Origin of the sequence: Enterobacter cloacae complex sp. S2, assembly GCF_015159675.1 — a bacterium.
GTDB lineage: Bacteria > Pseudomonadota > Gammaproteobacteria > Enterobacterales > Enterobacteriaceae > Enterobacter > Enterobacter intestinihominis.
Map to the genome: position 1 here is coordinate 1 of NZ_JADDTS010000017.1, position 26404 is coordinate 26404.

The window sequence follows — 26404 nt, forward strand, 5'->3', positions numbered from 1 at the left end:
CTCAGCCCCGTGGGAGAGGGCCGGGGTGAGGGCATCAGGCCCCACCCTTTTTTAACTCTCTTTCACCTGCCCCCGTAAAACCGGCACCGGTAACCATGCGCGAATGCTCAAACCACCCCGTTCGCTGGTGCCAATTTCCAGCAGTCCGTTATGGTTATCAACAATACGCTGCACAATCGCCAGGCCTAAGCCGGTTCCGCTGGTGCTGCGCGCGCTGTCGCCGCGCACAAACGGCTGGAACAGGTGCTTACGCTGCTCAGGCTTGATGCCCGGGCCATCGTCTTCCACCTGGAACCAGGCGCGGTTGAGTTCCGTACCGCTGCTGACTTTGATCCAACCGTTGCCGTAGCGCGCCGCGTTGACCACCATATTCGCCACCGCGCGTTTGATGGAGAGCGGGTGCATACGTACCTGAATCTCGCCCGCCTGAAGGTCGGTCGCAATTTCACGTTCATAACCGCTTTCGGCGGCAACAACTTCGCCCAGAACCGCGTTCAGATCCGCCATCTCCATCGGCATCTCCTGCCCGGTGCGCAGGTAGTCGATAAACTGCTCGATGATGGCGTTACACTCTTCGATATCCTTGTTGATGGACTCTGCAAGATAACCATCCTGCTCGCCCATCATCTCTGTTGCCAGCCGGATACGTGTCAGCGGGGTGCGAAGGTCATGGCTAACCCCCGCCATCAGCAGCGTACGGTCGTCAGCCAGCTGTTTAACGCCTGCCGCCATGTGGTTAAAAGCACGCGTTACCGAGCGCACTTCCGATGCGCCATACTCGCGCAGCGGCGGTGGGATAATACCTTTACCAACCTGCAATGCCGCATGCTCCAGGTCGACCAGCGGTCGGTTCTGGATACGAATAAACAGCCATGCGCCACCGATGGCCAGCAGCATGATCGCCAGGGTGTATCGGAACAGCGGTGAGAAGTCGCCCTGATGAATCTCGGTGAGCGGAACACGCACCCAGATGTTGGGTGACAGCCAGGTTTTCAGCCAGACAACCGGCGAGCTTTTATTGACCTCAACGCGCACTTCCGTCGGGCCGCCAAGCTGCTGCGCCATCTGCTGGCTAAGGAATTCATAGTGCTGCGCCCAGCGCAGGCCGGCATCTTCCGCCGCTTCGTTCGAGTAGAGAGAAATGCCCAGCTCACGGTAGATTTCCCGACGGAACGCCGGGGGGACAACCAACTGCGTGCCGTCCTCCAGTTGCAGTTTGTCGGTCATCAGCATACGCACTTCGTATGCCAGCACCTTATTAAACTGCTGAAGGCTCGGCAGGATCGCAAAGTTCAGCACCACCAGGTAGGTCGTCACCAGGCTGACAAACAGCAGGGTGACGATCAATAACAGCGTGCGGGCAAACGAACTTCGCGGCGAGAAGCGCATTCGCCTCATGCTTTAGAGCCGTCCGGGACAAACACGTAGCCCAGACCCCACACGGTCTGAATATAACGAGGATGCGCCGGATCTTCTTCCACCATGCGGCGCAGACGAGAGATCTGCACGTCGATAGAACGTTCCATTGCGGAGTATTCACGGCCGCGCGCCAGGTTCATCAGCTTGTCACGTGAAAGCGGTTCACGCGGGTGGCTGACCAGCGCTTTCAGTACCGCAAACTCGCCGCTGGTGAGCGGCATTGGCTCATCTTCACGGAACATTTCACGGGTGCCGAGGTTCAGCTTGAACTTACCGAATGCAATGACGGCCTCTTCCTGAGACGGCGCGCCCGGCAGCTCGTTCGCCTGACGACGCAGCACAGCGCGAATACGCGCCAGCAGTTCACGCGGGTTGAACGGCTTAGGAATGTAGTCATCAGCGCCAATCTCAAGGCCGACGATACGGTCAACTTCTTCACCCTTCGCCGTCACCATGATGATTGGCATCGGGTTGCTCTGGCTACGCAGACGACGGCAAATAGAGAGCCCATCTTCGCCAGGCAGCATCAGGTCCAACACCATCAGGTGGAAGGATTCACGCGTCAGCAGACGATCCATCTGTTCCGCGTTCGCGACGCTACGAACCTGGAAGCCCTGCTCGGTCAGATAACGTTCCAGCAGCGCACGCAGGCGCATGTCGTCATCTACAACCAGAATTTTGTAGTTCTCTTGCATTGTGTGTACTCCCAAAGGTTCGGATAAGCCTGGAACAGCGTATTCTAAAAAAGTGCACGGGTTCGACCAGCAAATTCTGGTATAAATTCTAGACGAAATTGTTACAAAGCATATTTAACAGCAGCTTATCTGTTCATTTCATCACATAAATCATTATTAATCTTGTCTGTTACACTGTGCGCTACGTATTGTGCGCAAAGACAGTTAACCGGCATTAAAGGCAGCACCATGAAAACGCCTCTGATCACCCGCGAAGGGTACGAGAAACTCAAAAAAGAGATGGATTACCTGTGGCGCGAAGAGCGTCCGGAAGTGACCAAAAAAGTCACCTGGGCCGCAAGTCTGGGCGACCGCAGCGAGAATGCGGACTATCAGTACAATAAAAAGCGACTGCGCGAAATCGATCGCCGGGTACGCTACCTGACGAAATGCCTCGAGAATCTCAAAATTGTCGATTACTCCCCGCAACAGGAAGGTAAAGTGTTTTTCGGCGCGTGGGTCGAAATTGAAAACGACAACGGCGACACCCTGCGTTTTCGTATCGTTGGCTATGATGAAATTTTCGGTCGTAAGGATTACATTTCTATCGATTCACCCATGGCCCGCGCCCTGCTGAAAAAAGAGGTGGGCGATTTAGCCGTTGTCCAGACGCCCGCGGGTGAAGCAAGCTGGTACGTCAACGAAATCGAGTATGTTAAATAGTCCGAGAGCGCCCTCCCCGGCTGGCATTTTTTGGTGTCAGCCCGTATAACTATCCCCCTGATTTTCGATCCACAAGATGAACTGACCATGATGAAAGAGTCGCTCTGCCGGATTATTGCGGGTGATATTCAGGCCAGAGCCGAACAGGTAGAAGCTGCCGTTCGTCTGCTTGATGAAGGGAACACCGTGCCGTTTATTGCACGTTATCGTAAGGAAGTCACCGGCGGTCTGGATGACACGCAGCTGCGTAACCTTGAGACCCGTCTGGGCTATCTGCGCGAGCTGGAAGACCGACGTCAGGCGATCCTCAAATCTATCGGCGAGCAGGGCAAGCTGACCAGTGACCTGGAAAAAGCCATTAACGGTACCCTGAGCAAAACCGAACTTGAAGATCTCTATCTGCCGTACAAACCGAAGCGCCGCACGCGCGGGCAGATTGCGATCGAAGCCGGCCTTGAGCCGCTGGCCGACCTGCTGTGGAACGAGCCGTCTCACGATCCGGAAACCGAAGCCGCCAGATTTATCGACGCCGAAAAAGGCGTAGCGGACACCAAAGCCGCGCTGGACGGCGCTCGCTACATTCTGATGGAGCGCTTCGCCGAAGACGCGGCGCTGCTGGCCAAAGTGCGTGATTACCTGTGGAAGAACGCCCATATCGTCTCCACCGTGGTGTCCGGCAAAGAGGACGAAGGCGCGAAATTCCGCGACTACTTCGATCACCACGAACCCATTTCTACCGCGCCGTCTCACCGCGCGCTGGCGATGTTCCGCGGTCGTAACGAAGGCGTGCTGCAGCTCTCCCTGAATGCCGATCCGCAGTTTGACGAGCCGCCTAAAGAGAGCCACTGTGAGCAGATCATTATGGATCACCTCGGTCTGCGCCTGAACAACGCCCCGGCGGACAGCTGGCGCAAAGGCGTGGTGAGCTGGACCTGGCGCATCAAGGTGCTCATGCACCTCGAAACCGAGCTGATGGGCACCGTGCGCGAGCGCGCCGAAGACGAAGCGATCAACGTCTTCGCCCGTAACCTGCACGACCTGCTGATGGCTGCGCCGGCTGGCCTGCGCGCCACCATGGGTCTCGATCCGGGTCTGCGCACCGGCGTGAAGGTGGCCGTGGTTGACGGCACCGGCAAGCTGGTTGCCACCGACACCATTTACCCGCACACCGGTCAGGCAGCGAAAGCGGCTGTCGTGGTCGCCGCGCTGTGCGAGAAGTACAACGTTGAGCTGGTTGCCATCGGTAACGGTACAGCGTCCCGCGAAACCGAACGTTTCTATCTCGACGTGCAGAAGCAGTTCCCGAAAGTGACGGCGCAGAAAGTGATCGTCAGCGAAGCGGGGGCATCTGTCTATTCCGCCTCTGAGCTGGCAGCGCAGGAGTTCCCGGAACTGGACGTTTCCTTGCGCGGTGCGGTCTCTATCGCCCGTCGTTTGCAGGATCCGCTGGCGGAGCTGGTGAAAATTGACCCGAAATCCATCGGCGTGGGCCAGTATCAGCACGACGTGAGCCAGACGCAGCTGGCGCGCAAGCTGGATGCGGTGGTGGAAGACTGCGTTAACGCCGTCGGCGTGGACCTGAACACCGCTTCCGTTCCGCTGCTGACCCGCGTAGCAGGCCTGACCCGTATGATGGCGCAGAATATCGTCGCCTGGCGTGATGAGAACGGTCAGTTCCAGAACCGCCAGCAGCTGCTGAAGGTGAGCCGTCTGGGGCCGAAAGCTTTTGAGCAGTGCGCGGGCTTCCTGCGCATCAACCACGGCGATAACCCGCTGGATGCCTCTACCGTTCACCCGGAAGCCTATCCGGTTGTCGAGCGTATCCTGGCCGCCACCCAGCAGGCGCTGAAAGACCTGATGGGCGACAGCAGCGCGCTGCGTAACCTGAAAGCGGTGGATTTTACCGACGAACAGTTCGGCGTGCCGACGGTCACTGACATCATCAAAGAGCTGGAAAAACCGGGCCGCGATCCGCGTCCTGAGTTTAAAACCGCAACCTTTGCTGACGGCGTGGAAACCATGAACGACCTGCTGCCGGGCATGGTGCTGGAAGGGGCGGTAACCAACGTCACCAACTTTGGCGCGTTTGTGGATATCGGCGTGCATCAGGACGGTCTGGTGCATATCTCTTCCCTGGCCGACAAGTTCGTTGAAGATCCGCACACCGTGGTCAAAGCGGGCGACATCGTGAAGGTGAAAGTGCTGGAAGTGGATCTTCAGCGCAAGCGTATCGCCCTGACCATGCGTCTGGACGAGCAGCCGGGCGACACTAACGCGCGCCGTGGCGGTAATGGCGGTGGCCGTGAACAGCAGCGTCCGGCAGCGAAAGCCGCGAAGCCACGCGGACGTGACGCACAGCCAGCAGGCAACAGCGCGATGATGGATGCTCTGGCAGCGGCGATGGGTAAGAAACGCTAATCCTGTAAATGCCCCTCACCCTAACCCTCTCCCCAAAGGGAAGAGGGAACTTGAACACCCTCGCCCCTTTGGGGAGAGGGCCGGGGTGAGGGGAAAAATTATATCGTAAAATATGAAACCGATTGCATATCCATATTTAAACCGCTATTTATCACTCCATTAACAAATACGCTTTTTATTCCTTCCCGGATATTCCCGCAAATATTGAGCAAGGTCAAGCAGACCGCAAATTAATACGATTAACAACATCCCGTCACATTTTTATTATTGCTGATAAAAACTATTCTCATTATCATCGCAGTGTTGATTATTTAACCTCTCGTGGAATCAGGCGCTATGCAATTCACTCCAGAAAGTGCGTGGAAAATTATCGGTTTTACCCGTGAGATAAGCCCGGCCTATCGGCAGAAGCTACTGTCACTGGGCATGCTACCCGGCTCATCATTCCAGGTGGTGCGCGTGGCGCCGTTGGGCGATCCTGTTCATATCGAAACCCGACGCGTTAATCTGGTTCTGCGTAAAAAAGACCTCGCATTAATTGAAGTTGAATCTTTATCCCGTTAACAAGCCAGCGGTTTCAGTGAGTCCAAAACAATGAAAAAATTAACTATTGGCTTAATTGGCAATCCTAATTCCGGCAAGACAACCTTATTTAATCAGTTAACCGGCGCACGCCAGCGTGTGGGAAATTGGGCAGGCGTAACGGTTGAACGCAAAGAAGGCCAGTTCACCACGACAGATAATCAGGTCACGCTGGTTGATTTACCGGGGACCTATTCACTCACCACAATTTCATCTCAGACCTCTCTCGATGAGCAAATTGCCTGCCACTATATTCTGAGCGGCGACGCGGATCTGCTCATCAATGTGGTGGATGCCTCCAATCTCGAACGAAATCTGTACCTCACGCTACAGCTGCTGGAGCTGGGGATCCCCTGCATCGTAGCGCTTAACATGCTCGACATCGCCGAGAAGCAAAAGCTGCGCATCGACGTCGACGCCCTCTCCGCCCGTCTGGGCTGCCCGGTGGTTCCGCTGGTTTCTACCCGCGCGCGCGGCATTGACGCCCTGAAGCTGGCAATTGACCGCCACACGGGCAATGCCGACGTCGAACTGGTGCACTACGCCCAGCCGCTGCTGCGCGAGGCCGGGCAGCTGGCGCAGGAGATGGACAACGCCATGCCCGCCAGACAGCGCCTGTGGCTTGGCTTGCAAATGCTGGAAGGCGATATCTACAGCCGCGCCTACGCAGGCGATGCGGCGGATAAACTGAGCGTTGCACAGGCTCGCCTGAGCGACGAGCTCGACGACCCGGCCCTGCATATTGCGGATGCGCGCTATCAGGCCATCGCCGCTATCTGTGACGTGGTCAGCAATGCATTAACCGCTGAACCCAGCCGCTTCACCGCCGCCGTGGATAAGATTGTGCTCAACCGCTTCCTCGGTTTGCCAATCTTTTTAATGGTGATGTACGTAATGTTCCTGCTCGCTATAAACATCGGCGGTGCATTACAACCCATCTTTGATGGCGGCTCTGTCGCTATCTTCGTGCACGGTATTCAGTGGCTGGGCTACACCCTCCACTTCCCGGAATGGTTGACCATCTTCCTTGCGCAGGGGATCGGCGGCGGGATCAATACCGTCCTGCCGCTGGTGCCGCAGATCGGCATGATGTACCTGTTCCTCTCCTTCCTTGAGGATTCCGGTTACATGGCACGCGCCGCCTTCGTAATGGACCGCCTGATGCAGGCGCTGGGGCTGCCGGGGAAATCCTTCGTGCCGCTGATTGTCGGTTTTGGCTGTAACGTGCCGTCAGTCATGGGCGCGCGTACGCTGGACGCACCGCGCGAACGCCTGATGACCATCATGATGGCGCCGTTCATGTCCTGCGGCGCACGTCTGGCGATCTTCGCGGTCTTTGCCGCGGCGTTCTTTGGTCAGGAAGGGGCGCTGGCCGTCTTCTCCCTGTATGTGCTGGGTATCGTGATGGCTATTCTCACCGGCCTGATGCTGAAGCACACCATCATGCGTGGCGAAGCGTCGCCGTTCGTGATGGAACTGCCGGTTTATCACGTTCCGCACCTGAAAAGCCTGATTATCCAAACCTGGCAACGCCTGAAGGGCTTTGTTCTGCGCGCCGGTAAGGTGATTGTAGTGGTCAGCATTTTCCTGAGCGCCCTGAACAGCTTCACCCTGAGCGGCCAGGCAGCGGACAACATTAATGACTCTGCCCTTGCCTCCGTTAGCCGGATCATTACGCCGGTCTTCAAACCGATTGGCGTACAGGAAGACAACTGGCAGGCAACCGTGGGCCTGTTCACCGGCGCGATGGCAAAAGAAGTGGTTGTCGGCACCCTGAACACGCTCTACACCGCGGAAAACATTCAGGAAGAGGAGTTCAACCCGGCAGAGTTCAGCCTCGGTGACGAACTTCTGGGTGCAGTAGAAGAGACCTGGCAGAGCCTGAAAGACACCTTCAGCCTGAGCGTGCTGGCGAACCCGATTGAAGCCAGCAAAGGCGACGGCGTAATGGCGACCGGAGCAATGGGCGTGATGGGCCAGAAATTTGGCAGCGCGTCGGCGGCCTACAGCTACCTGATCTTCGTCCTGCTCTATATTCCGTGCATCTCGGTCATGGGCGCCATTGCCCGTGAGTCCAGCCGCGGCTGGATGGGCTTCTCCATTCTGTGGGGGCTGAACATTGCCTACTCGCTGGCGACCGTGTTTTATCAAACCGTCAATTACAGCCAGCATCCGCGCTACAGCCTGGTCTGTATCCTCGCGGTGATCCTGTTTAACGTGATGGTGATTGGCCTGCTGCGCCGGGCACGTAGCCGCGTTGACGTTAACCTGCTGGCAACGCGCAAAACCCCAACGACCTGCTGTAGTAGCCCTGCGGGCGACTGTCACTGAGGGGAAAAAAGATGGCATCGTTGATTCAGGTCCGTGACCTACTGGCGTTACAGGGACGAATGGAGGCGAAGCAGCTCAGCCTCAGCCTGCATACGCCGCAGCCGATGATCGATGCCATGCTGGAACGGCTGGAGGCGATGGGGAAAGCCGTGCGCATTCAGGAAGAGCCGGACAGTTGTCTGTCCGGCAGTTGTAAAAGTTGTCCGGAAGGTAAAGCCTGCCTCAGGGAGTGGTGGACGCTTCGCTGATAAAACCGGTCAGCACCGAACAAAACTCAGCAGGATGAGAGATGAACGGCGCATGTGCCGCTTTGGCAACCACCATTGATTTACTCTCCGGCCACAGCGCATCCAGCAGCGGAACCACCTTGCGCGGGACCAGCCCATCCAGATAGCCATAAATACGCAGATGCGGCACCGTCAGTGACGCCAGCGGCTCACGCAGATCGGCCGTTTTCAGGATCTCCAGTCCACCGTTCAGCACCTCAACCTCCGGCATCGGCAGGGAAAGCACCGTCTGCTTCAGCATCCGCGCGTCCTGACGGGCGGTTTCTGTTCCCATCGTCTGCAACGCCAGGAAACGCTCCAGCGTCCGCTGGAAATCTTCGCTAAGCTGGTGCTGGAACCCGGCCAGCACCTCAGGTTTGATGCCCGGCCACGCCTCGCGGGCGCTGAAACAGGGTGATGAGGCAACGGTGATCAGCGCCTGGACCCGCTCAGGATGGCGCAGCGCAATCTGGCTTGCCACCAGCCCGCCCAGGCTCCAGCCGAGCCAGACGGCTTTTTGCGGCGCCGCTTCCAGAACCTGCTCCGCTATGTCGTCGAGCGTCATCGCGCCGTAGCCGTGGCTACGGCCATACCCCGGCAGATCCACCAGGTGTACCGTAAATTGCGAGGCCAGTTCCTCACTTATGCAACGCCACACTTCGGCGTTCAGTCCCCATCCGTGCAGCAGCACAAGATGACAATTTCCCGTCCCAACGGTCTGCCACCACAGCGTCTTCATCAGTTAACGTTCTCTTTTTTCACATGGAGGTTGCGTATGCTAACAGTGCCCGGCTTGTGCTGGCTATGCCGAATGCCACTTGCGCTGAGCGCGTGGGGCGTCTGTTCCGTTTGCACGGGAGCGCTGGGTTACCTGAAGGGCTGTCCGCAATGCGGCTTGCCTGCCGTAAGCCAGACGCTCCCCTGTGGTCGATGCCTGAAAAAAGCGCCGCCGTGGAGCGCGCTGGTGGCGGTGGATGATTACGTTTTGCCGCTGAGTCGTCTGGTTCATCAGTTTAAGTTTTCCAGCCAGTTCGCGCTGGCGCAGCCACTGGCACGCCTGTTATTACTGGCGGTATTGCAGGCGCGAAGAACGCGCGGGCTACCGTCGGTCGACACGCTCGTGAACGTGCCACTCTTTCAGCGTCGGCACTGGCGGCGGGGATACAATCAGAGCGACCTGCTGTGCCGTCCGCTCGCCCGCTGGCTGGGTTGCCGGTACCCCGCCTCTGCGCTGAAACGTATTCATGCCACTGCCGTTCAGCACCGGCTCAACGCCCGGTCGCGCAAAAGAAACCTGAAAAACGCCTTTCGCCTTGAATTGCCGGTCAACGGTCTCCATATCGCGATTGTGGATGATGTCGTCACCACGGGCAGTACCGTGGCTGAACTTTCCCGACTGCTTTTGCAAAGCGGCGCCGCGTCAGTTCAGGTATGGTGTCTGTGCCGTACCTTGTAGCCCTTCTTCAATGGGCGTATGATTATACCCAGGTAATTTAGTCAACTATTAGGCCAAAGCTATGATCCGTATTTCCGATTCTGCACAAGCGCACTTTGCCAAACTGCTGGCAAATCAGGAAGAAGGGACGCAGATCCGCGTGTTTGTGATCAATCCAGGCACTCCGAATGCAGAATGTGGTGTCTCTTATTGTCCTCCGGATGCTGTGGAAGCAACTGACACTGCCCTTAAATTTGAACAGCTCACCGCATACGTTGATGAGCTGAGCGCGCCGTATCTTGAAGATGCGGAGATTGATTTCGTCACCGACCAGCTGGGTTCGCAGCTGACGCTGAAGGCGCCAAACGCGAAGATGCGTAAAGTCTCTGACGATGCCCCGCTGATGGAGCGTGTGGAATATCTGCTGCAATCGCAGATCAACCCGCAGCTGGCCGGCCACGGTGGACGTGTTTCCCTGATGGAAATCACCGAAGATGGTCTGGCGATCCTGCAATTCGGCGGCGGCTGTAACGGCTGCTCCATGGTCGATGTAACCCTGAAAGAAGGGATCGAGAAGCAGCTGCTGAACGAATTCCCGGAACTGAAAGGCGTGCGCGATCTGACCGAACACCAGCGCGGCGAGCACTCTTACTACTAATTCAGTGCCCGTCTGTATTGCCCGGTGGCGCTGCGCTTACCGGGCCTGCTTTTTCTTGCTTCCCCCTCTATATGTTGACCTGCGTCTCATAATTCAAATTTTGCCTCCCTGGGTGATTCTCAATCACGCCATGTTACCCGTATCATTCCCATGGGCACTCAACACCCTTATAACAGCCGACTAAACTTATCGTTTTCGCAGGCATCAGTATGAGTGCCGTTAATACTCTGTTCCCAGTTGGGACAACCGGAATTTGTCGTTGAAACAATGACGTTACCCATAACAATTCAAAGGCCAGGTCAATCATGCCATTAGTCATCGTCGCTATCGGTGTTGTGTTATTACTGCTCTTGATGATCCGCTTCAAAATGAACGGATTTATCGCTCTGGTTCTGGTGGCACTTGCAGTCGGTCTGATGCAGGGAATGCCGCTGGTTAAAGTTATCAGCTCCATTAAAGCCGGTGTCGGCGGTACGCTCGGCAGCCTGGCGCTGATCATGGGCTTCGGCGCCATGCTCGGTAAAATGCTCGCGGACTGCGGTGGCGCGCAGCGTATTGCCACTACCCTTATCGATAAATTTGGCAAGCAGCACATCCAGTGGGCGGTGGTGTTAACCGGTTTTACCGTCGGTTTCGCACTGTTCTATGAAGTGGGCTTCGTCCTGATGCTGCCGCTGGTGTTCACCATCGCCGCTGCCGCCAACATCCCGCTGCTGTTCGTAGGCGTACCGATGGCTGCGGCGCTGTCCGTCACCCACGGCTTCCTGCCGCCGCATCCGGGTCCAACGGCTATCGCCACCATCTTCCACGCCGACATGGGTAAAACCCTGCTGTTCGGTACGATTCTGGCGATCCCAACGGTTATCCTGGCCGGTCCTGTTTATGCGCGCTTCCTGAAAGGCATTGATAAGCCCATCCCGGAAGGCCTGTACAGCGCCAAAACCTTCACAGATGCAGAGATGCCTGGCTTTGGCGTCAGCGTCTGGACCTCTCTGGTGCCGGTGATCCTGATGGCAATGCGTGCCGTAGCAGAGATGGTTCTGCCGAAAGGTCACGCGTTCCTGTCCGTTGCGGAGTTCCTGGGCGACCCGGTGATGGCAACGCTGATTGCGGTCCTGATCGCCATGTTCACCTTCGGTCTTAACCGTGGTCGTTCCATGGATCAGATCAACGACACGCTGACCTCTTCCATCAAAATCATTGCCATGATGCTGCTGATCATCGGCGGTGGCGGCGCGTTTAAGCAGGTGCTGGTCGACAGTGGCGTGGATAAATACATTGCTGCCATGATGCATGAAACCAACGTATCGCCGCTCCTGATGGCATGGTCTATTGCCGCGGTGCTGCGTATCGCGCTGGGCTCTGCAACCGTTGCGGCGATTACCGCGGGTGGTATCGTTGCGCCGCTGATTGCGACCACGGGCGTAAGCCCTGAGCTGATGGTTATCGCGGTCGGTTCGGGCAGCGTGATTTTCTCCCACGTGAACGATCCGGGCTTCTGGCTGTTCAAGGAGTACTTCAACCTGACCATCGGTGAAACCATCAAGTCCTGGTCCGCGCTGGAAACCATTATTTCGGTGTGTGGCCTGGTCGGGGTGCTGCTGTTGAATATGGTGGTCTGATGCCCTAAGTCGGGTGGCGGCTACGCCTTACCCGACCTACATGAGCACGACCTGATAATAAAAAACCCGCCACTGGCGGGTTTTTTATTATTTCTTCGCGGCTGCTTTTCGCCGTTTATCCAAATCCTTAATCAGCCTGTTCACCCCGTCATCGGCGAACATCGCTTCAAGCGTAGTGGACAGCTTGCGACGCCAGTTTTTGTACTGATAGCTGGTGCCGGGAATGTTTACCGGCTCCGCCATATCAATCCAGTCTTCCGGTTGCAGACCGAGCAACGCGCTGTTGCTGTCGGCAATATAGCGCTGTAAGCCACGGTTAAGCGTTGGCGTCATCGACATCAGCGACGCCTTATGCCCGGCGCGCTTCGGCAGACAGCCATGCTTATGCAGCGCATCCAGCAGCCCCTGTTTCGCCAGCTCGCGATCCTGATACAACCCACGCAGAACCTCTTCATCCGGGTAGAGACCCAGCGTTTTGCCGAGCGTCAGGTCGCCGCTTTCCCAGTAGCCTCTGAGCGTAGGAAGATCATGCGTCGTCGCGACTGCCATTGACTGTTCAGGGTACGCTTTCGGCGCGCGGAAGGTTTTCTCATGGTCGTTTTCAAAATAGAGCACTTTGTAGGAGTAAACCCCGCTGTCGCGGAGCTTGCTGACAATCTCAACCGGCACGGTACCGAGATCTTCGCCAATCACCATGCACTGATGACGTTTACTCTCCAGCGCGAGGATTGAGAGCAGATCGTCCACCGGATACTGCACGTACGCCCCGTGATCGGCCGTTTCACCGTACGGGATCCACCACAGACGCAGCACAGACATGACATGGTCGATACGCAACGCGCCGCAGTTCTGCATGTTAGCGCGCAGCAGATCGATAAACGGCTCGTAGGCACGCGCCGCCATCACGTGTGGATCCATCGGCGGCAAGCCCCAGTTCTGACCAAGCGGGCCCAGAATATCCGGCGGCGCACCGACGGAGGCTTTCAGACAGTAAAGTTCACGGTCACACCAGGTCTCCGCCCCGCCTTCCGCCACGCCGACGGCCAGATCGCGATACAGACCGATCGGCATGTTATAGCCCTGACTCACCTGCCAGCAGGCAGCAAACTGGCTGTACGCCAGCCACTGCAACCAGAGATAGAAATCCACCTCGTCGGCATGCGTCTCACAGAACGCCTTCACTTCCGGGGTATCCACGGACTGATACGCTTCCGGCCACACCGGCCAGCCCCAGCGCATCTCATCCTCCTGGACCTGATACGCATGCAGCGCATCAAACGCCGCCTGCCAGTAAAGGCTCTCGCCTTCCTGCATCACAAACTGGCGGAAGGCTGCCATCTGCTCGTCGTCACGCTTCGCAAAGCCCTTCCAGGCCAGACGCAGCGCCGCCATTTTCAGCGCGGTCACGGAGGCATAATCGACCCAGTCCGCATCGCGGGCCTGTTTCAGCATCTGTTGGGTGGTGTCCAGCTTCCACCACGCCTGCGCCTCTTTGCTGTTTTTGAAATCGTCTAACGCGTTAACGTCGATGTAGATCACGTTCAGCCAGCGGCGGGAAGACGGGCTGTACGGGCTCGCGCTTTCCGGATTCGCCGGATAGAGGGCGTGGATCGGGTTGAGGCCGATAAATGCCCCGCCGCGCTCACCAACAGATGCCAGCATCTTTTTCAGGTCGCCAAAATCGCCAATGCCCCAGTTGCTGTCTGAACGCAAGGTGTAAAGCTGCACACAGGCGCCCCACAGCTTTTTGCCTTCGAGTAGCGCCTGCGGCTCATAGCAGCGCTTCGGCGCGACGATCACCCGACAGTGGAAGCGGCTGTCATTCTGGGTGAGCGTCAGGCTGTGATAGCCCTCCGGCAGCTTCGCCGGAAGGGTGAGGGTTTTACCGCCGGTGGCATGGCCTTTATGCTGATGCCCCTCTTCGGTGGTGAGCAGCCAGCTGAACTCGCCGCGTCCTTCCACCGCCAGCGGCATCTTCTTGCCCGCGGTAAAGACCTTCACGTTCGGCACCGGCGCTCCCGACGCTTTCGCGTCGGTTTTGTGCATGGCATCCAGCAAACGTCTTTTGGTGTCCGCACCAATAGACTGCGGTTTGCCGTGCGCATTGATGTAACTGAGGCTAATTCCCGCCGCCTGCGCGGCACTGTCCAGACGTTTACTCTCCATCGCGCTTCCTTAGCGTTTTGCCTGCCAGATACGAGCCTGATAATCACGGATTGAGCGGTCAGAGCTGAACATACCGCAGCGCGCGGTGTTCAGGATACATGCGCGAGTCCAGGCATCCTGGTCACGGTACAGCACGTCGACCTGCTTCTGCGCTTCAACGTAAGCGGTAAAGTCCGCCATTACCAGGTACGGGTCGCCGCCCTGTTTGTCCATGCTGTGCAGCATCTGGTCAAACGCGTGCTTGTCGCCGTCGCTGTACTTCCCGCTTTCCAGCTCTTTCAACACCGCATCCAGCACTTTGTCTTTTTTACGCCATTTCACCGGGTCGTACCCTTTGGCTTTGATGGCTTTCACTTCTTCAACAGTATGGCCGAAGATAAAGATGTTCTCTTCGCCGACCTTCTCGGCAATTTCGACGTTCGCACCGTCCAGCGTGCCGACGGTCAGCGCGCCGTTCAGGGCCAGCTTCATGTTGCCGGTGCCGGACGCTTCTTTACCGGCGGTAGAGATCTGCTCGGAAATATCCGCCGCCGGGATCAGCATTTCAGCCGCAGAGACGCAGTAGTCCGGCAGGAACACCACCTTCAGCTTGTCGCCCACTTTCGGATCGTTGTTGATCGCCGCCGCCACTTTATTAATGGCAAGGATAATGTTTTTCGCCAGGTAGTAGCCCGGCGCCGCTTTCGCACCGAACAGGAACACGCGCGGGACGCGGTCGGCCTGAGGGTTCTCGCGGATCTCTTTGTACAGCGCCAGAATGTGCAGCAGGTTCAGGTGCTGACGTTTGTACTCGTGCAGGCGTTTGATCTGGATATCGAAAATCGCATTTGGGTTAATTTCAATTCCGGTACGCATTTTCACGAACTCGGCCAGACGTACCTTGTTCTCCAGCTTAATGGCGCGGTACTGCTCGCGGAACTTCGCGTCGTCAGCGTATTTTTCCAGGTTGATGAGCTGGTCCAGATCGTTGGCCCACTCTTTCTTCAGGGTCTTGTCCAGCAGGCCGGCCAGCAGCGGGTTGCACTGTTTGATCCAGCGACGCGGCGTAATGCCGTTGGTCACGTTGTGGAATTTGGTCGGCCACAGCTGGTGGTATTCCGGGAAGAGATCTTTCACCACCAGATCCGAGTGCAGCGCGGCCACGCCGTTCACCGCAAAGCCGCTTACCACGCACATGTTTGCCATGCGCACCTGTTTGTTGTGTACCACGGCCAGCTTCGCCCAGACGGCTTTGTCGCCCGGCCAGGTTTTCTCCACCAGCGTTTTGAACTGGTCGTTAATCTTATTGATGATCTGCATATGGCGCGGCAGCAGCGTTTTCACCAGCTTCTCATCCCAGCACTCCAGCGCTTCCGGCATCAGGGTGTGGTTGGTGTAGGCGAAGGTACGGCTGGTGATGGCCCAGGCGTCGTCCCAGCTCAGCTGATGCTCGTCGATCAGCACGCGCAGAAGTTCCGGGATGGCAATGGTTGGGTGCGTGTCGTTGAGCTGAATAACTTCGAAGTCCGGCAGCTGCGCCAGCTTGCGGCCTGCCAGGTGGTGGCGGCGCAGAATGTCCGCCACGGAGCAGGCGCACTGGAAGTATTGCTGCATCAGGCGCAGCTTTTTACCCGCCAGATGGTTGTCGTTCGGGTAGAGCACTTTGGTCAGCTTCTCGGCGTCGATACCCTGCTGCTCGGCGCGCAGGAAATCACCGTCATTGAATTTAGTCAGGTTGAATGGATGCGCGTGCTTCGCCTGCCACAGACGCAGCGGCTGCGCCACGCCGTTACGGTAGCCGAGCACCGGCAGATCCCAGGCTTCACCGGTAATGGTGAACGCTGGTTCCCAGAGCCCCTGCTTCGTGACTTTCCCGCCAATCCCGACCTGCACATCCAGCTGTTCGTTGTGGCGGAACCACGGGTAAGTATTACGATGCCAGTCGTCCGGCGCTTCCATCTGGTGGCCGTCAGCGAACGACTGGCGGAACAGACCGTACTGGTAGTTCAGACCATAGCCAATGGCCGACTGGCCCACGGTTGCCATGGAATCCAGGAAGCAGGCTGCCAGACGTCCCAGACCGCCGTTACCCAGCGCCGGATCAATCTCTTCTTCCAGCAGATCGGTCAGGTTGATGTCGTGTTCTTTCAGCACATCGCCGACGTCCTGATACCAGCCAAGGTTCAGCAGATTGTTACCCGTCAGACGGCCAATCAGGAACTCCATCGAAATGTAGTTGACGTGACGCTGGCCTTTCACAGGCTTCGTCGCGGGCTGAGCGTCCAGCTGCTCTGCGAGCGCCCCGCTCACCGCCTGCCACCACTGGTGAGGCGTCATCTCGTTTGCAGCATGAAGGCCAAAACGCTGCCACTGACGCGTCAGGGCAGCCTGGAATTGAGCTTTGTTGAAAGTAGGCTGTGACATAGGGAATCGGCATCCTGTAGAGAGAAAACACATTTGGCGCTAGTGTGCCTGGCTCATTGCGCCTCTTCCTCCTCCTGTCGGGGATTAGGCAGGGAGGAGTAGCGGGGATGAGCATAAAAGTGTGATCGAGGCCACTGTGTAAGTGTGCGCTTCGCTGAAAAAGCGATCCCGGAAGAGCGTCAAAGAAATGAAATGCAGTTTCGGAGGAAATTAATCATCGCTGAAATGATTACTTACGTAGAATAATATTTCTCACGTACAGCGGCTTTCCAGCAACACTATTAAGCCAGAGCAACTTTCCCCAAAGTTAATTAACTTCACCGTCATTATCTCTTTCTGAAACCAGTTTCAGCGCAACCGCGCGCCATGCAGACAAGCCAGTAACAGCGCGGCATCCAGCCATTTATGAAAAGTTCCACCAATGATGAGAATGTTTTGTGACAGAGTGCAAATTCAGAGCCTCCAAACCCAGACATAACTTGCAATAGTTCCTCTATTGGCCGAACTTATAGATATTAATTACGAAGCGCAAAAAAAAATAAATTCTCTCGTTCCCCACAGTGAAGTGAAAACTATGTTGATTCCGTCCAAATTAAGTCGCCCGGTTCGTCTTGACCATACTGTGGTCCGCGAGCGCCTGCTGGCTAAACTTTCCGGTGCGCATAATTTCCGACTGGCGCTGGTTACGAGTCCTGCGGGTTATGGAAAAACAACGCTCATTTCGCAATGGGCGGCAGGTAAAAGCGATCTTGGCTGGTACTCCCTGGATGAAGGTGATAACCAGCAGGAGCGTTTTGCCAGCTATTTAATTGCCGCGATTCAGCAGGCAACCAACGGACACTGCGTCACCAGCGAGGTGATGGTGCAAAAGCGCCAGTACGCCAGCCTGTCCTCTCTGTTCTCCCAGCTGTTTATCGAACTGGCCGAATGGCATCGCCCGCTGTATGTGGTGATTGATGATTATCATCTGATCACCAACCCGGTTATTCACGAGTCCATGCGGTTCTTCCTGCGCCATCAGCCGGAAAACCTGACGCTGGTCGTCCTGTCGCGCAACCTTCCGCAGCTGGGCATTGCCAACCTGCGGGTGCGCGATCAGCTACTGGAAATTGGCAGTCAGCAGCTGGCCTTTACCCATCAGGAAGCGAAACAGTTCTTTGACTGCCGTCTGACTTCTCCGATTGAGGCGTCGGAAAGCAGCCGCCTGTGTGATGACGTTGCAGGCTGGGCCACGGCGCTTCAGCTGATTGCCCTTTCCGCGCGGCAAAACAATAGCCCAACGCACCAGTCCGCGCGCCGCCTGGCGGGCATCAACGCCAGCCACCTGTCGGATTATCTGGTGGATGAGGTACTCAACAGCGTAGACCTCATTACCCGCCATTTCCTGCTGAAAAGCTCCCTGCTACGTTCGATGAACGATGCGCTGATTGTGCGCGTCACCGGTATTGAAAACGGGCAGCTTCAGCTCGAAGAGATTGAACGTCAGGGTTTGTTCCTGACGCGAATGGACGATCCCGGCGAATGGTTTAGCTACCATCCGCTGTTTGGCAGCTTCCTGCGCCAGCGTTGCCAGTGGGAGATGGCCGCAGAGCTGCCAGAAATTCACCGCGCCGCCGCCGAAAGCTGGATGGCGCAAGGTTTCCCGAGCGAGGCTATCCACCATGCGCTGGCCGCCGGAGATGCCGGTATGCTGCGCGATATTCTGCTCAACCACGCGTGGGGACTGTTCAACCACAGCGAACTGACGCTGCTGGAAGAGTCGTTAAAAGCGCTGCCGTGGGAGAGCCTGCTGGAGAATCCGCGTCTGGTGCTGCTCCAGGCCTGGCTGATGCAGAGCCAGCATCGCTACAGCGAAGTGAACACCCTGCTGGCGCGCGCCGAGCAGGAGATGGAAAGCGAGATGGATGCCACCCTGCACGGCGAATTTAACGCCCTGCGTGCGCAGGTGGCGATTAACGACGGCGACCCGGAAGAAGCCGAACGGCTGGCGATGGTCGCGCTGGATGAGCTGCCGCTGGCGAATTTCTACAGCCGTATTGTGGCCACCTCGGTACACGGCGAAGTGCTGCACTGTAAGGGCGACCTCACGCGTTCGCTTTCGCTCATGCAGCAAACCGAACAGATGGCCCGCCGCCACGATGTCTGGCATTACGCCCTCTGGAGCCTGATCCAGCAAAGCGAGATTTTATTTGCTCAGGGGTTCCTGCAGGCCGCCTGGGAAAACCAGGAGAAAGCGTTCCAGCTGATCCGTGAACAGCATCTGGAACAGCTGCCGATGCACGAGTTCCTGTTGCGTATTCGCGCTCAGCTGCTCTGGGCATGGTCGCGTCTGGATGAAGCAGAAAGCTGCGCCCGCCAGGGCCTGAATGTGCTTTCGAGCTTCCAGCCGCAGCAGCAACTCCAGTGCCTGGCCCTGCTGGTGCAGTGCTCGCTGGCGCGAGGCGACCTGGATAATGCCCGCAACCACCTTAACCGCCTGGAAAACCTGCTTGGCAACGGACAGTACCATAGCGACTGGGTCTCCAACGCCGATAAGGTCCGGGTGATTTACTGGCAGATGACCGGCGATAAAAAGTCCGCCGCCAACTGGCTGCGTCACACGCCTAAACCAGAATTTGCCAATAACCACTTCCTGCAAAGCCAGTGGCGCAATATTGCCCGCGTGCAGATCCTGCTGGGTGACTTCGAGCCTGCCGAAATCGTGCTGGAAGAGTTAAACGAAAACGCCCGTAGCCTGCGCCTGATGAGCGATTTAAACCGCAACCTGCTGCTGTTAAACCAGCTTTACTGGCAGGCGGGACGTAAAAACGATGCCCAGCGCGTGCTGCTGGAAGCGTTGCAGCTGGCGAACCGCACCGGGTTTATCAGCCACTTTGTGATTGAGGGTGAAGTGATGGCCCAGCAGTTGCGCCAGCTGATTCAGCTCAACACGCTGCCGGAACTCGATCAGCATCGCGCCCAGCGCATTCTGCGCGAGATCAACCAGCACCATCGCCACAAGTTTGCGCACTTCGATGAGAATTTTGTTGAACGTCTGCTGAACCATCCGGAAGTACCGGAGCTTATCCGCACCAGCCCGCTCACACAGCGTGAATGGCAGGTGCTGGGGCTGATCTATTCAGGCTACAGCAACGAGCAGATAGCCGGTGAGCTGGCGGTGGCGGCAACCACCATCAAAACGCACATTCGCAATCTGTATCAGAAGCTGGGCGTGGCGCACCGTCAGGACGCGGTACAGCATGCGCAGCAGTTGTTGAAGATGATGGGGTACGGAGTTTAGTTTTGTGCGGCCTGATGCCCTCACCCCGGCCCTCTCCCACAGGGCTGAGGGAGAACAATTTGTAGGTCGGGTAAGCGCAGCGCCACCCGACACAACCGCTAGCACAACTCCAGCTGCAAATTGTAATCCTTAATCACCTGCAACACGCCCGCCGGCGGCATCTCGTCGGTGTAGACCGCATTCACCATGCTAATGCTGCCCATGTTGACCATCGCATTGCGGCCAAATTTCGAGTGATCCACCACCAGCATCACGTGGCGCGAGTTCTCAATAATCGCGCGCTTGGTGCGCACCTCGTGGTAATCAAACTCCAGCAGCGAGCCGTCGGTGTCGATGCCGCTGATCCCCAGAATGCCGAAGTCGAGGCGGAACTGAGAGATAAAATCGAGCGTCGCTTCGCCGATAATGCCCCCGTCGCGGCTGCGCAGTTCGCCGCCCGCGAGGATGATGCGAAAATCGTCTTTCTGCATCAACGTGTTAGCCACGTTCAGGTTGTTGGTCACCACGCGGAGGTTCTCGTGATTCAGCAGCGCATGGGCGACCGCTTCCGGCGTGGTGCCGATATCAATAAACAGCGTCGCGCCGTTCGGGATCTGGCTCGCCACTTTACGGGCGATACGCTCTTTCTCTGCCGTTTGCGTCGCCTTACGATCATGCCATGAGGTGTTCACCGAGCTGGACGGCAGCGCCGCGCCGCCGTGATGGCGCAGAATACGGTTCTGATCGGCCAGGTCGTTGAGGTCACGACGGATGGTTTGCGGGCTGACGGCAAACTGCTCCACCAGCTCTTCAGTACTGACGTATCCCTGTTTTTTTACCAGTTCGATAATGGCGTCATGACGTTGTGTTTGTTTCATGAAATATCCCTGGGAATTATGTTCGTTTTCGCGCATGGAGCGTATCGGCCAGCGCCATCGCCAGCCCGACCGCCAGGCCGGTAACGTGCGCACCATTGGCGATAGACATACCAAACAGATCAAACCATCCGGCAATAAGCCATATTAACGCAAAGGTTATTAATCCACGTTGTAAATAGATGCCGCTTTCCGGGTCGCGCTCGCCTCTGAGCCAGGCGTAACCCATCAGGGCGTACACCACGCCGGATAACCCGCCAAACCACGGACCGCTGAATTTATGCTGCACATAGCCGCTTAACAGGGCGCTGATAAGGGTGATCACAATCAGCTTGCCGCTGCCGAGCCGCTTCTCCACTGCTCCGCCGAGATACCACCACCACAGCAGGTTAAAGAGGATATGCATCACCGAGAAGTGCATCAGCGCATGCGTGAAGTAGCGCCAGACGTCAAATTGCAGGGAGGGATCGTACGGCCATGCGAGGGCAATCATCACGCTCTGGTCGCCCACCACGCTCATAATAATGAAGACGATGATGCAGGCTGCCATCAAAAGCAGCGTAAACGGTCCTGCGCGCTCGCGGAGGGTGGCGAGAAACGGAAAACGTTGATAGTGCAGGCCACTGTCGGTCTGGCCGGATTGCCAGCTTGCTGCCAGATAACGCGGGTCGCCCGGGTTTTCCAGGAAACGCGCCAGCTCGGCGTTCACGCGCCCAGCCTGGCTTTCGTCTGCCAGCCAGACATCCGTCTGTGTATGCTGCTGAATAGTCAGGATAATGCCCTGCGTCGCCATATAGTCGACAAACGCCTGGGCGACGCGCGGGTTGCTAAAAGAGGTGATCATCAACATGGGCAGCGGTCGCTTATTTCCACACAAAAGGGGACAGTATAGCGGGATCAGCGCTCAAACGCGTATTCAACTTCTGCCGGGAAATGACGATGCCATGCATCGAAGCCGCCATCGACGCTGTATACCGCGTCGTAACCCTGCTGGAGCAGATACTGCGCCGCGCCTTTACTGCTGTTGCCGTGATAGCACATCACCATCACCGGCGTGTCGAAGTCGTTATCGCGCATAAACGCGCCCAGCGTGTCGTTGGTGAGATGGAACGCGCCCGGCGTGTGGCCCATCGCAAAGCTCTGCGGATCGCGGATATCCACCAGCACCGCGGTTTTCTGGTGCATCTTCTGATGGGCTTCTTCTACGTTAATACATTCAAACTGATCCATGGTGTTCTCATCTTATATTCAGGCGTGGTGCGGTTTTCCCCTCACCCTACCCTCTCCCGGAGGGAGAGGGAAACGGATCACCCTCTCCCCGTGGGAGAGGGCTGGGGTGAGGGCATCAGACCGCACCATTTTACCCCGTAGTGTACGTCCTGGCGGCGGGTAAACGCCATTATGTTATCCATATCACTCTAAATTGTTTTTTTGATGTTACCAAAAGCGCGTTCCTTTGCTATTATGAGCGATATCGAACATTTTTGAGCTTTAACGAAAGTGCATGAGGGTGTTATGGAAACCAAAGATCTGATTGTGATAGGCGGGGGCATCAACGGTGCCGGTATTGCGGTTGATGCCGCAGGACGCGGTTTATCCGTGCTGATGCTGGAAGCTAACGATCTCGCCTGCGCGACGTCGTCCGCCAGCTCCAAGCTGATCCACGGAGGCCTGCGCTACCTGGAACACTACGAATTCCGCCTGGTCAGCGAAGCGCTGGCCGAACGCGAAGTGCTGCTGAAAATGGCTCCGCATCTGGCGATCCCGATGCGCTTCCGCCTGCCTCACCGCCCGCACCTGCGTCCGGCGTGGATGATCCGCATCGGCCTGTTCATGTACGATCATCTGGGTAAACGCACCAGCCTGCCGGGTTCGACCGGTTTGCGTTTTGGCTCAGAATCGGTCCTTAAGCCTGAAATCGTGCGCGGTTTCGAATATTCCGACTGCTGGGTGGACGATGCGCGTCTGGTGCTGGCTAACGCGCAGATGGTCGAGAAGAAAGGCGGCGAGGTGAAAACCCGTACCCGCGCGATCGCCGCGCGCCGCGAAAACGGCCTGTGGATCGTGGAAGCGGAAGACGTGGATACCGGCGAGAAGTTTAGCTGGAAAGCGCGCGGCCTGGTGAACGCCACCGGCCCGTGGGTGAAACAGTTCTTCGATGACGGTATGCACCTGCCTTCTCCGTACGGCATCCGCCTGATCAAGGGCAGCCACATTGTGGTGCCGCGCGTGCATACCCAGAAGCAGGCTTATATCCTGCAAAACGAAGACAAGCGCATCGTGTTTGTGATCCCGTGGATGGACGAGTTCTCCATCATCGGCACCACTGACGTGGAGTACAAGGGCGATCCGAAAAACGTTGAGATTGAAGAGAGCGAAGTCAGCTACCTGCTGAAAGTGTACAACGCACACTTTAAGAAACAGCTGGCGCGCGATGACGTGGTCTGGACCTACTCCGGCGTGCGTCCGCTGTGTGATGACGAGTCTGACTCACCGCAGGCCATCACCCGTGACTATACGCTTGATATTCATGACGTAGACGGTCAAGCGCCGCTGCTGTCGGTGTTTGGCGGTAAGCTCACCACCTACCGTAAACTGGCGGAGCATGCGCTGGAGAAACTGGCGCCGTATTACAAAGGCATCGGCCCGGCGTGGACGAAAGGCGCCGTGCTGCCTGGCGGCGATATCGGCAATAACCGCGACGATTACGCCGCGAAGCTGCGTCGCCGCTTCCCGTTCATTACCGAAGGAATGGCGCGCCACTACGCCCGCACCTACGGCAGCAATACCGAACTGTTCCTCGGCGACGCAAAAGAGATTGCCGATCTGGGCGAGCATTTTGGCCATGAGCTGTACGAAGCGGAACTGCGCTACCTGGTGGAACACGAATGGGTGCGCCGTCTGGACGATGCCATCTGGCGTCGTACTAAAGAAGGGATGTGGCTGAATGGCGAGCAGCAGTCTCGCGTGGCGCAATGGTTGCAACAGCATGCGGGAAAGCGTGAATTGTCACTGGCGTCCTGAGGGTGACAAAAAATGCCCGGTGGCGCTGCGCTTACCGGGCCTACAGGATCGAGTAGGCCGGGTAAGGCGGAGCCGCCACCCGGCTTTGTTTTACAACCTCACCGGATCAATATGCCAGATATTCTCGGCATACTCTTTGATGGTCCTGTCTGACGAGAAGTATCCCATGTTGGCGATGTTATGCATCGCGGCGCTGGTCCACTTCTCCTGCTGACGGTACAGTTCGTCCACCTTATCCTGACAATCCACGTAGCTGCGGTAATCCGCCAGCACCTGATAGTGATCGCCAAAGTTAATCAGCGAGTCCACCAGGTCACGATAGCGCCCAGGCTCCTCAGGGTTAAACACCCCGGTGGCGATTTGCGTCAGCACCTGGCGTAACTCTTCATCCTCTTCATAATACTCACGCGGCGAGTAGCCCTGCTTGCGAAGCGCCTCTACCTCTTCCGCCGTATTCCCGAAGATAAAGATATTCTCCGCGCCCACATGCTCCAGCATTTCGACATTTGCGCCGTCCAGCGTGCCGATGGTCAGCGCGCCGTTCAGGGCAAACTTCATGTTGCTGGTGCCGGATGCTTCCGTCCCCGCCGTGGAAATCTGCTCAGAGAGATCCGCCGCCGGAATAATCAGCTGCGCCAGGCTTACGCTGTAGTTCGGGATAAACACCACTTTCAGCTTGTCGCCAATGTCCGGATCCTGGTTCACTACCTTCGCCACATCGTTGATAAGATGAATGATGTGCTTCGCCATGTAGTACGCGGAGGCCGCCTTACCGGCAAAAATTTTCACGCGCGGCACCCACTCCGCCGTCGGGTCAGCCTTAATGCGGTTGTAGTGAGTGATGACGTGCAGGACGTTCATCAGCTGACGCTTGTACTCGTGGATACGTTTGATCTGCACGTCGAACAGCGCTTTCGGGTTCGCCACCACGTTGAGATGCATCGCCAGCCAGACTGACAGCCGTTTCTTATTCAGCAGCTTGGCTTCCCGTACGGCTTTGTTCACCGTCGGAAAATCAATGTGCTGCTCAAGCTCGCTCAGCTGGCTCAAATCGGTGCGCCAGGTGCGGCCGATATTTTCGTCCAGCACGTCAGACAGCGGCTGGTTCGCCAGCGCCAGCCAGCGGCGCGGGGTGACGCCGTTGGTCACGTTGCAGAAACGCGTCGGGAAGATCTTCGCAAAGTCCGCAAACAGGGATTGCACCATCAGGTTCGAATGCAGCTCTGAAACCCCGTTGACCTTATGGCTGATCACCACCGCCAGCCAGGCCATGCGTACGCGGCGACCATTGGATTCATCAATGATCGAGGCGCGGCTCAGCAGGCCGGTATCGTTCGGGTACTGCTCCTGCAAGGTCTTGAGGAAGTAGTCGTTGATCTCGAAGATGATTTGCAGGTGACGCGGCAGAATTTTGCCGAGCATATCCACCGGCCACGTCTCCAGCGCTTCACTCATCAGCGTATGGTTGGTGTACGAGAACACCTGGCAGGTCACTTCAAACGCGTCATCCCAGCTGAACTTATGCTCGTCAATCAGCAGGCGCATCAGCTCAGGGATCGACAGCACCGGATGGGTATCGTTGAGGTGAATAGCGGTTTTTTCCGCCAGATTCGCATAGGTTTTGTGCAGCTGATAGTGACGGCTAAGGATATCCTGAATCGTTGCCGAGACGAGGAAATACTCCTGACGCAGACGCAGCTCGCGGCCCGAGTAGGTCGAGTCATCCGGATACAGGACGCGGGACACGTTCTCAGAGTGGTTTTTATCTTCCACCGCCGCGAAGTAGTCACCCTGATTGAATTTACCGAGGTTGATCTCGCTACTGGCCTGCGCGTTCCACAGGCGCAGTGTGTTGGTCGCATCGGTGTCGTAGCCGGGGATAATCTGGTCATAGGCCACGGCGAGGATCTCTTCGGTTTCCACCCAGCGGGATTTTTTCCCTTCCTGCTGAATACGCCCGCCAAAACGCACCTTGTAGCGCGTGTTGTGGCGCTTGAACTCCCACGGGTTACCGTACTCCAGCCAGTAGTCCGGCGACTCTTTCTGACGCCCATCAACGATGTTCTGCTTGAACATGCCGTAGTCGTAGCGAATACCGTACCCGCGTCCCGGCAGCGCCAGCGTCGCCAGTGAATCGAGGAAGCAGGCGGCAAGACGCCCGAGACCACCGTTACCCAGCCCCGGGTCGTTCTCTTCGTCAATCAGCTCTTCTAAGTCCAGCCCCATCTCTTCCAGTGCGTTTTTGACGTCGTCATAAATCCCGAGCGATAACAGCGCATTGGAGAGGGTGCGACCAATCAAAAACTCCATCGACAGGTAATACACCTGTCGCGTCTCCTGCGAGAGCTGGGCGCGGTTGGAGCGCAGCCAGCGTTCGACCATACGGTCACGCACCGCAAACAGCGTGGCGTTCAGCCACTCATGTTTGTTGGCAATAACGGGATCTTTCCCAATGGTAAACATCAGCTTATAGGCGATGGAGTGTTTCAACGCCTCAACGCTGAGCGTGGGGGAAGAGTAGCTAAATGGAGCATTCATATCAGTAACTT

Annotated in this window: 19 protein-coding genes; 10 read left to right on the forward strand and 9 right to left on the reverse strand. The window is 57.1% G+C overall.

Annotation, left to right across the window (positions count from 1 at the left end; genetic code table 11):
• Positions 1–51: 51 nt before the first annotated feature.
• Both envZ and ompR read right to left on the reverse strand, forming a co-directional pair.
• Positions 52–1398 (reverse strand): two-component system sensor histidine kinase EnvZ, encoded by a 1347-nt coding sequence (gene envZ / locus IPZ49_RS09000; RefSeq protein WP_003861615.1) that lies wholly within the window; start codon positions 1396–1398, stop codon positions 52–54.
• A complete protein-coding gene (gene ompR / locus IPZ49_RS09005) occupies positions 1395–2114 on the reverse strand; it encodes a two-component system response regulator OmpR (protein ID WP_001157751.1) in 720 nt (239 codons plus the stop codon). The genes envZ and ompR overlap by 4 nt, the downstream gene beginning before the upstream one ends.
• A 228-nt stretch (positions 2115–2342) precedes the next feature.
• On the opposite strand from ompR, the gene greB reads away from it, so the two are divergent.
• The 5 genes from greB to feoC all read left to right on the forward strand — a co-directional run bounded on the left by greB (position 2343) and on the right by feoC (position 8395).
• Positions 2343–2816 carry a transcription elongation factor GreB gene (gene greB, locus IPZ49_RS09010; RefSeq protein ID WP_022649631.1) on the forward strand — a complete coding sequence of 158 codons (474 nt, stop codon included), beginning with the start codon at positions 2343–2345 and terminating at the stop codon, positions 2814–2816.
• Between the two features lie 87 nt (positions 2817–2903).
• Positions 2904–5234 (forward strand): Tex family protein, encoded by a 2331-nt coding sequence (locus IPZ49_RS09015; RefSeq protein ID WP_046620723.1) that lies wholly within the window; start codon positions 2904–2906, stop codon positions 5232–5234.
• A gap of 336 nt (positions 5235–5570) precedes the next feature.
• Positions 5571–5798 (forward strand): ferrous iron transporter A, encoded by a 228-nt coding sequence (feoA, locus tag IPZ49_RS09020; RefSeq protein ID WP_022649633.1) that lies wholly within the window; start codon positions 5571–5573, stop codon positions 5796–5798.
• Between the two features lie 30 nt (positions 5799–5828).
• Positions 5829–8147 carry a Fe(2+) transporter permease subunit FeoB gene (feoB, locus tag IPZ49_RS09025; RefSeq protein ID WP_063146785.1) on the forward strand — a complete coding sequence of 773 codons (2319 nt, stop codon included), beginning with the start codon at positions 5829–5831 and terminating at the stop codon, positions 8145–8147.
• A gap of 11 nt (positions 8148–8158) precedes the next feature.
• Positions 8159–8395, forward strand: a complete 237-nt coding sequence (feoC, locus tag IPZ49_RS09030) for a [Fe-S]-dependent transcriptional repressor FeoC (RefSeq protein WP_015571443.1) — start codon at positions 8159–8161, stop codon at positions 8393–8395.
• Here feoC and bioH read toward each other — a convergent pair.
• On the reverse strand, positions 8370–9152 hold the full coding sequence (gene bioH, locus IPZ49_RS09035) for a pimeloyl-ACP methyl ester esterase BioH (RefSeq protein ID WP_063932854.1): 783 nt from the start codon (positions 9150–9152) through the stop codon (positions 8370–8372). The two genes, feoC and bioH, sit on opposite strands and share 26 nt — an antisense overlap.
• A gap of 36 nt (positions 9153–9188) precedes the next feature.
• Between bioH and gntX the strand changes: the two genes are divergently transcribed.
• The 3 genes from gntX to gntT all read left to right on the forward strand — a co-directional run bounded on the left by gntX (position 9189) and on the right by gntT (position 12128).
• A complete protein-coding gene (gene gntX / locus IPZ49_RS09040; RefSeq protein ID WP_023298787.1) occupies positions 9189–9869 on the forward strand; it encodes a DNA utilization protein GntX in 681 nt (226 codons plus the stop codon).
• Positions 9870–9930: 61 nt separating this feature from the next.
• Positions 9931–10506 carry a Fe-S biogenesis protein NfuA gene (nfuA, locus tag IPZ49_RS09045; RefSeq protein ID WP_003861601.1) on the forward strand — a complete coding sequence of 192 codons (576 nt, stop codon included), beginning with the start codon at positions 9931–9933 and terminating at the stop codon, positions 10504–10506.
• A 305-nt stretch (positions 10507–10811) separates the two neighbouring features.
• Positions 10812–12128 carry a gluconate transporter gene (gene gntT, locus IPZ49_RS09050; protein ID WP_022649637.1) on the forward strand — a complete coding sequence of 439 codons (1317 nt, stop codon included), beginning with the start codon at positions 10812–10814 and terminating at the stop codon, positions 12126–12128.
• A gap of 87 nt (positions 12129–12215) precedes the next feature.
• Here the strand turns inward: gntT and malQ are convergent, their stop codons facing one another.
• Complete coding sequence (gene malQ, locus IPZ49_RS09055; protein WP_023298789.1) at positions 12216–14294, reverse strand: 4-alpha-glucanotransferase; 2079 nt, start codon at positions 14292–14294, stop codon at positions 12216–12218.
• A 9-nt stretch (positions 14295–14303) separates the two neighbouring features.
• Positions 14304–16697: a maltodextrin phosphorylase gene (gene malP, locus IPZ49_RS09060; protein WP_032626817.1), complete on the reverse strand. Its 2394-nt coding sequence runs from the start codon at positions 16695–16697 to the stop codon at positions 14304–14306.
• 574 nt (positions 16698–17271) lie between these two features.
• Between malP and malT the strand changes: the two genes are divergently transcribed.
• A complete protein-coding gene (gene malT / locus IPZ49_RS09065; protein WP_063146787.1) occupies positions 17272–19977 on the forward strand; it encodes an HTH-type transcriptional regulator MalT in 2706 nt (901 codons plus the stop codon).
• A 98-nt stretch (positions 19978–20075) separates the two neighbouring features.
• Here malT and IPZ49_RS09070 read toward each other — a convergent pair whose 3' ends face one another.
• The 3 genes from IPZ49_RS09070 to glpE are packed head-to-tail and all read right to left on the reverse strand — an operon-like array spanning position 20076 to position 22061.
• On the reverse strand, positions 20076–20834 hold the full coding sequence (locus IPZ49_RS09070) for a DeoR/GlpR family transcriptional regulator (protein ID WP_063146788.1): 759 nt from the start codon (positions 20832–20834) through the stop codon (positions 20076–20078).
• 16 nt (positions 20835–20850) lie between these two features.
• Positions 20851–21681, reverse strand: a complete 831-nt coding sequence (gene glpG, locus IPZ49_RS09075; RefSeq protein WP_022649642.1) for a rhomboid family intramembrane serine protease GlpG — start codon at positions 21679–21681, stop codon at positions 20851–20853.
• A 47-nt stretch (positions 21682–21728) separates the two neighbouring features.
• Positions 21729–22061: a thiosulfate sulfurtransferase GlpE gene (gene glpE, locus IPZ49_RS09080; RefSeq protein WP_022649643.1), complete on the reverse strand. Its 333-nt coding sequence runs from the start codon at positions 22059–22061 to the stop codon at positions 21729–21731.
• A 285-nt stretch (positions 22062–22346) separates the two neighbouring features.
• Between glpE and glpD the strand changes: the two genes are divergently transcribed.
• Positions 22347–23855 carry a glycerol-3-phosphate dehydrogenase gene (glpD, locus tag IPZ49_RS09085; RefSeq protein WP_063146789.1) on the forward strand — a complete coding sequence of 503 codons (1509 nt, stop codon included), beginning with the start codon at positions 22347–22349 and terminating at the stop codon, positions 23853–23855.
• A gap of 90 nt (positions 23856–23945) precedes the next feature.
• On the opposite strand, the gene glgP is transcribed toward glpD, so the two are convergent.
• Positions 23946–26393 (reverse strand): glycogen phosphorylase, encoded by a 2448-nt coding sequence (glgP, locus tag IPZ49_RS09090; RefSeq protein WP_023307123.1) that lies wholly within the window; start codon positions 26391–26393, stop codon positions 23946–23948.
• Between the last annotated feature and the right edge of the window lie 11 nt (positions 26394–26404).

Excerpts from the sequence above, each read along its gene's own strand:
- nfuA (WP_003861601.1), top strand. The coding sequence starts at position 9,931 with ATGATCCGTATTTCCGATTCTGCACAAGCGCACTTTGCCAAACTGCTG.
- feoB (WP_063146785.1), top strand. The coding sequence starts at position 5,829 with ATGAAAAAATTAACTATTGGCTTAATTGGCAATCCTAATTCCGGCAAG.
- gntX (WP_023298787.1), top strand. The coding sequence starts at position 9,189 with ATGCTAACAGTGCCCGGCTTGTGCTGGCTATGCCGAATGCCACTTGCG.
- glpE (WP_022649643.1), bottom strand. The coding sequence starts at position 22,061 with ATGGATCAGTTTGAATGTATTAACGTAGAAGAAGCCCATCAGAAGATG.
- glgP (WP_023307123.1), bottom strand. The coding sequence starts at position 26,393 with ATGAATGCTCCATTTAGCTACTCTTCCCCCACGCTCAGCGTTGAGGCG.
- greB (WP_022649631.1), top strand. The coding sequence starts at position 2,343 with ATGAAAACGCCTCTGATCACCCGCGAAGGGTACGAGAAACTCAAAAAA.
- ompR (WP_001157751.1), bottom strand. The coding sequence starts at position 2,114 with ATGCAAGAGAACTACAAAATTCTGGTTGTAGATGACGACATGCGCCTG.
- gntT (WP_022649637.1), top strand. The coding sequence starts at position 10,812 with ATGCCATTAGTCATCGTCGCTATCGGTGTTGTGTTATTACTGCTCTTG.
- bioH (WP_063932854.1), bottom strand. The coding sequence starts at position 9,152 with ATGAAGACGCTGTGGTGGCAGACCGTTGGGACGGGAAATTGTCATCTT.
- malQ (WP_023298789.1), bottom strand. The coding sequence starts at position 14,294 with ATGGAGAGTAAACGTCTGGACAGTGCCGCGCAGGCGGCGGGAATTAGC.
- malT (WP_063146787.1), top strand. The coding sequence starts at position 17,272 with ATGTTGATTCCGTCCAAATTAAGTCGCCCGGTTCGTCTTGACCATACT.
- glpD (WP_063146789.1), top strand. The coding sequence starts at position 22,347 with ATGGAAACCAAAGATCTGATTGTGATAGGCGGGGGCATCAACGGTGCC.
- IPZ49_RS09015 (WP_046620723.1), top strand. The coding sequence starts at position 2,904 with ATGATGAAAGAGTCGCTCTGCCGGATTATTGCGGGTGATATTCAGGCC.
- glpG (WP_022649642.1), bottom strand. The coding sequence starts at position 21,681 with ATGTTGATGATCACCTCTTTTAGCAACCCGCGCGTCGCCCAGGCGTTT.
- malP (WP_032626817.1), bottom strand. The coding sequence starts at position 16,697 with ATGTCACAGCCTACTTTCAACAAAGCTCAATTCCAGGCTGCCCTGACG.
- IPZ49_RS09070 (WP_063146788.1), bottom strand. The coding sequence starts at position 20,834 with ATGAAACAAACACAACGTCATGACGCCATTATCGAACTGGTAAAAAAA.
- envZ (WP_003861615.1), bottom strand. The coding sequence starts at position 1,398 with ATGAGGCGAATGCGCTTCTCGCCGCGAAGTTCGTTTGCCCGCACGCTG.
- feoC (WP_015571443.1), top strand. The coding sequence starts at position 8,159 with ATGGCATCGTTGATTCAGGTCCGTGACCTACTGGCGTTACAGGGACGA.
- feoA (WP_022649633.1), top strand. The coding sequence starts at position 5,571 with ATGCAATTCACTCCAGAAAGTGCGTGGAAAATTATCGGTTTTACCCGT.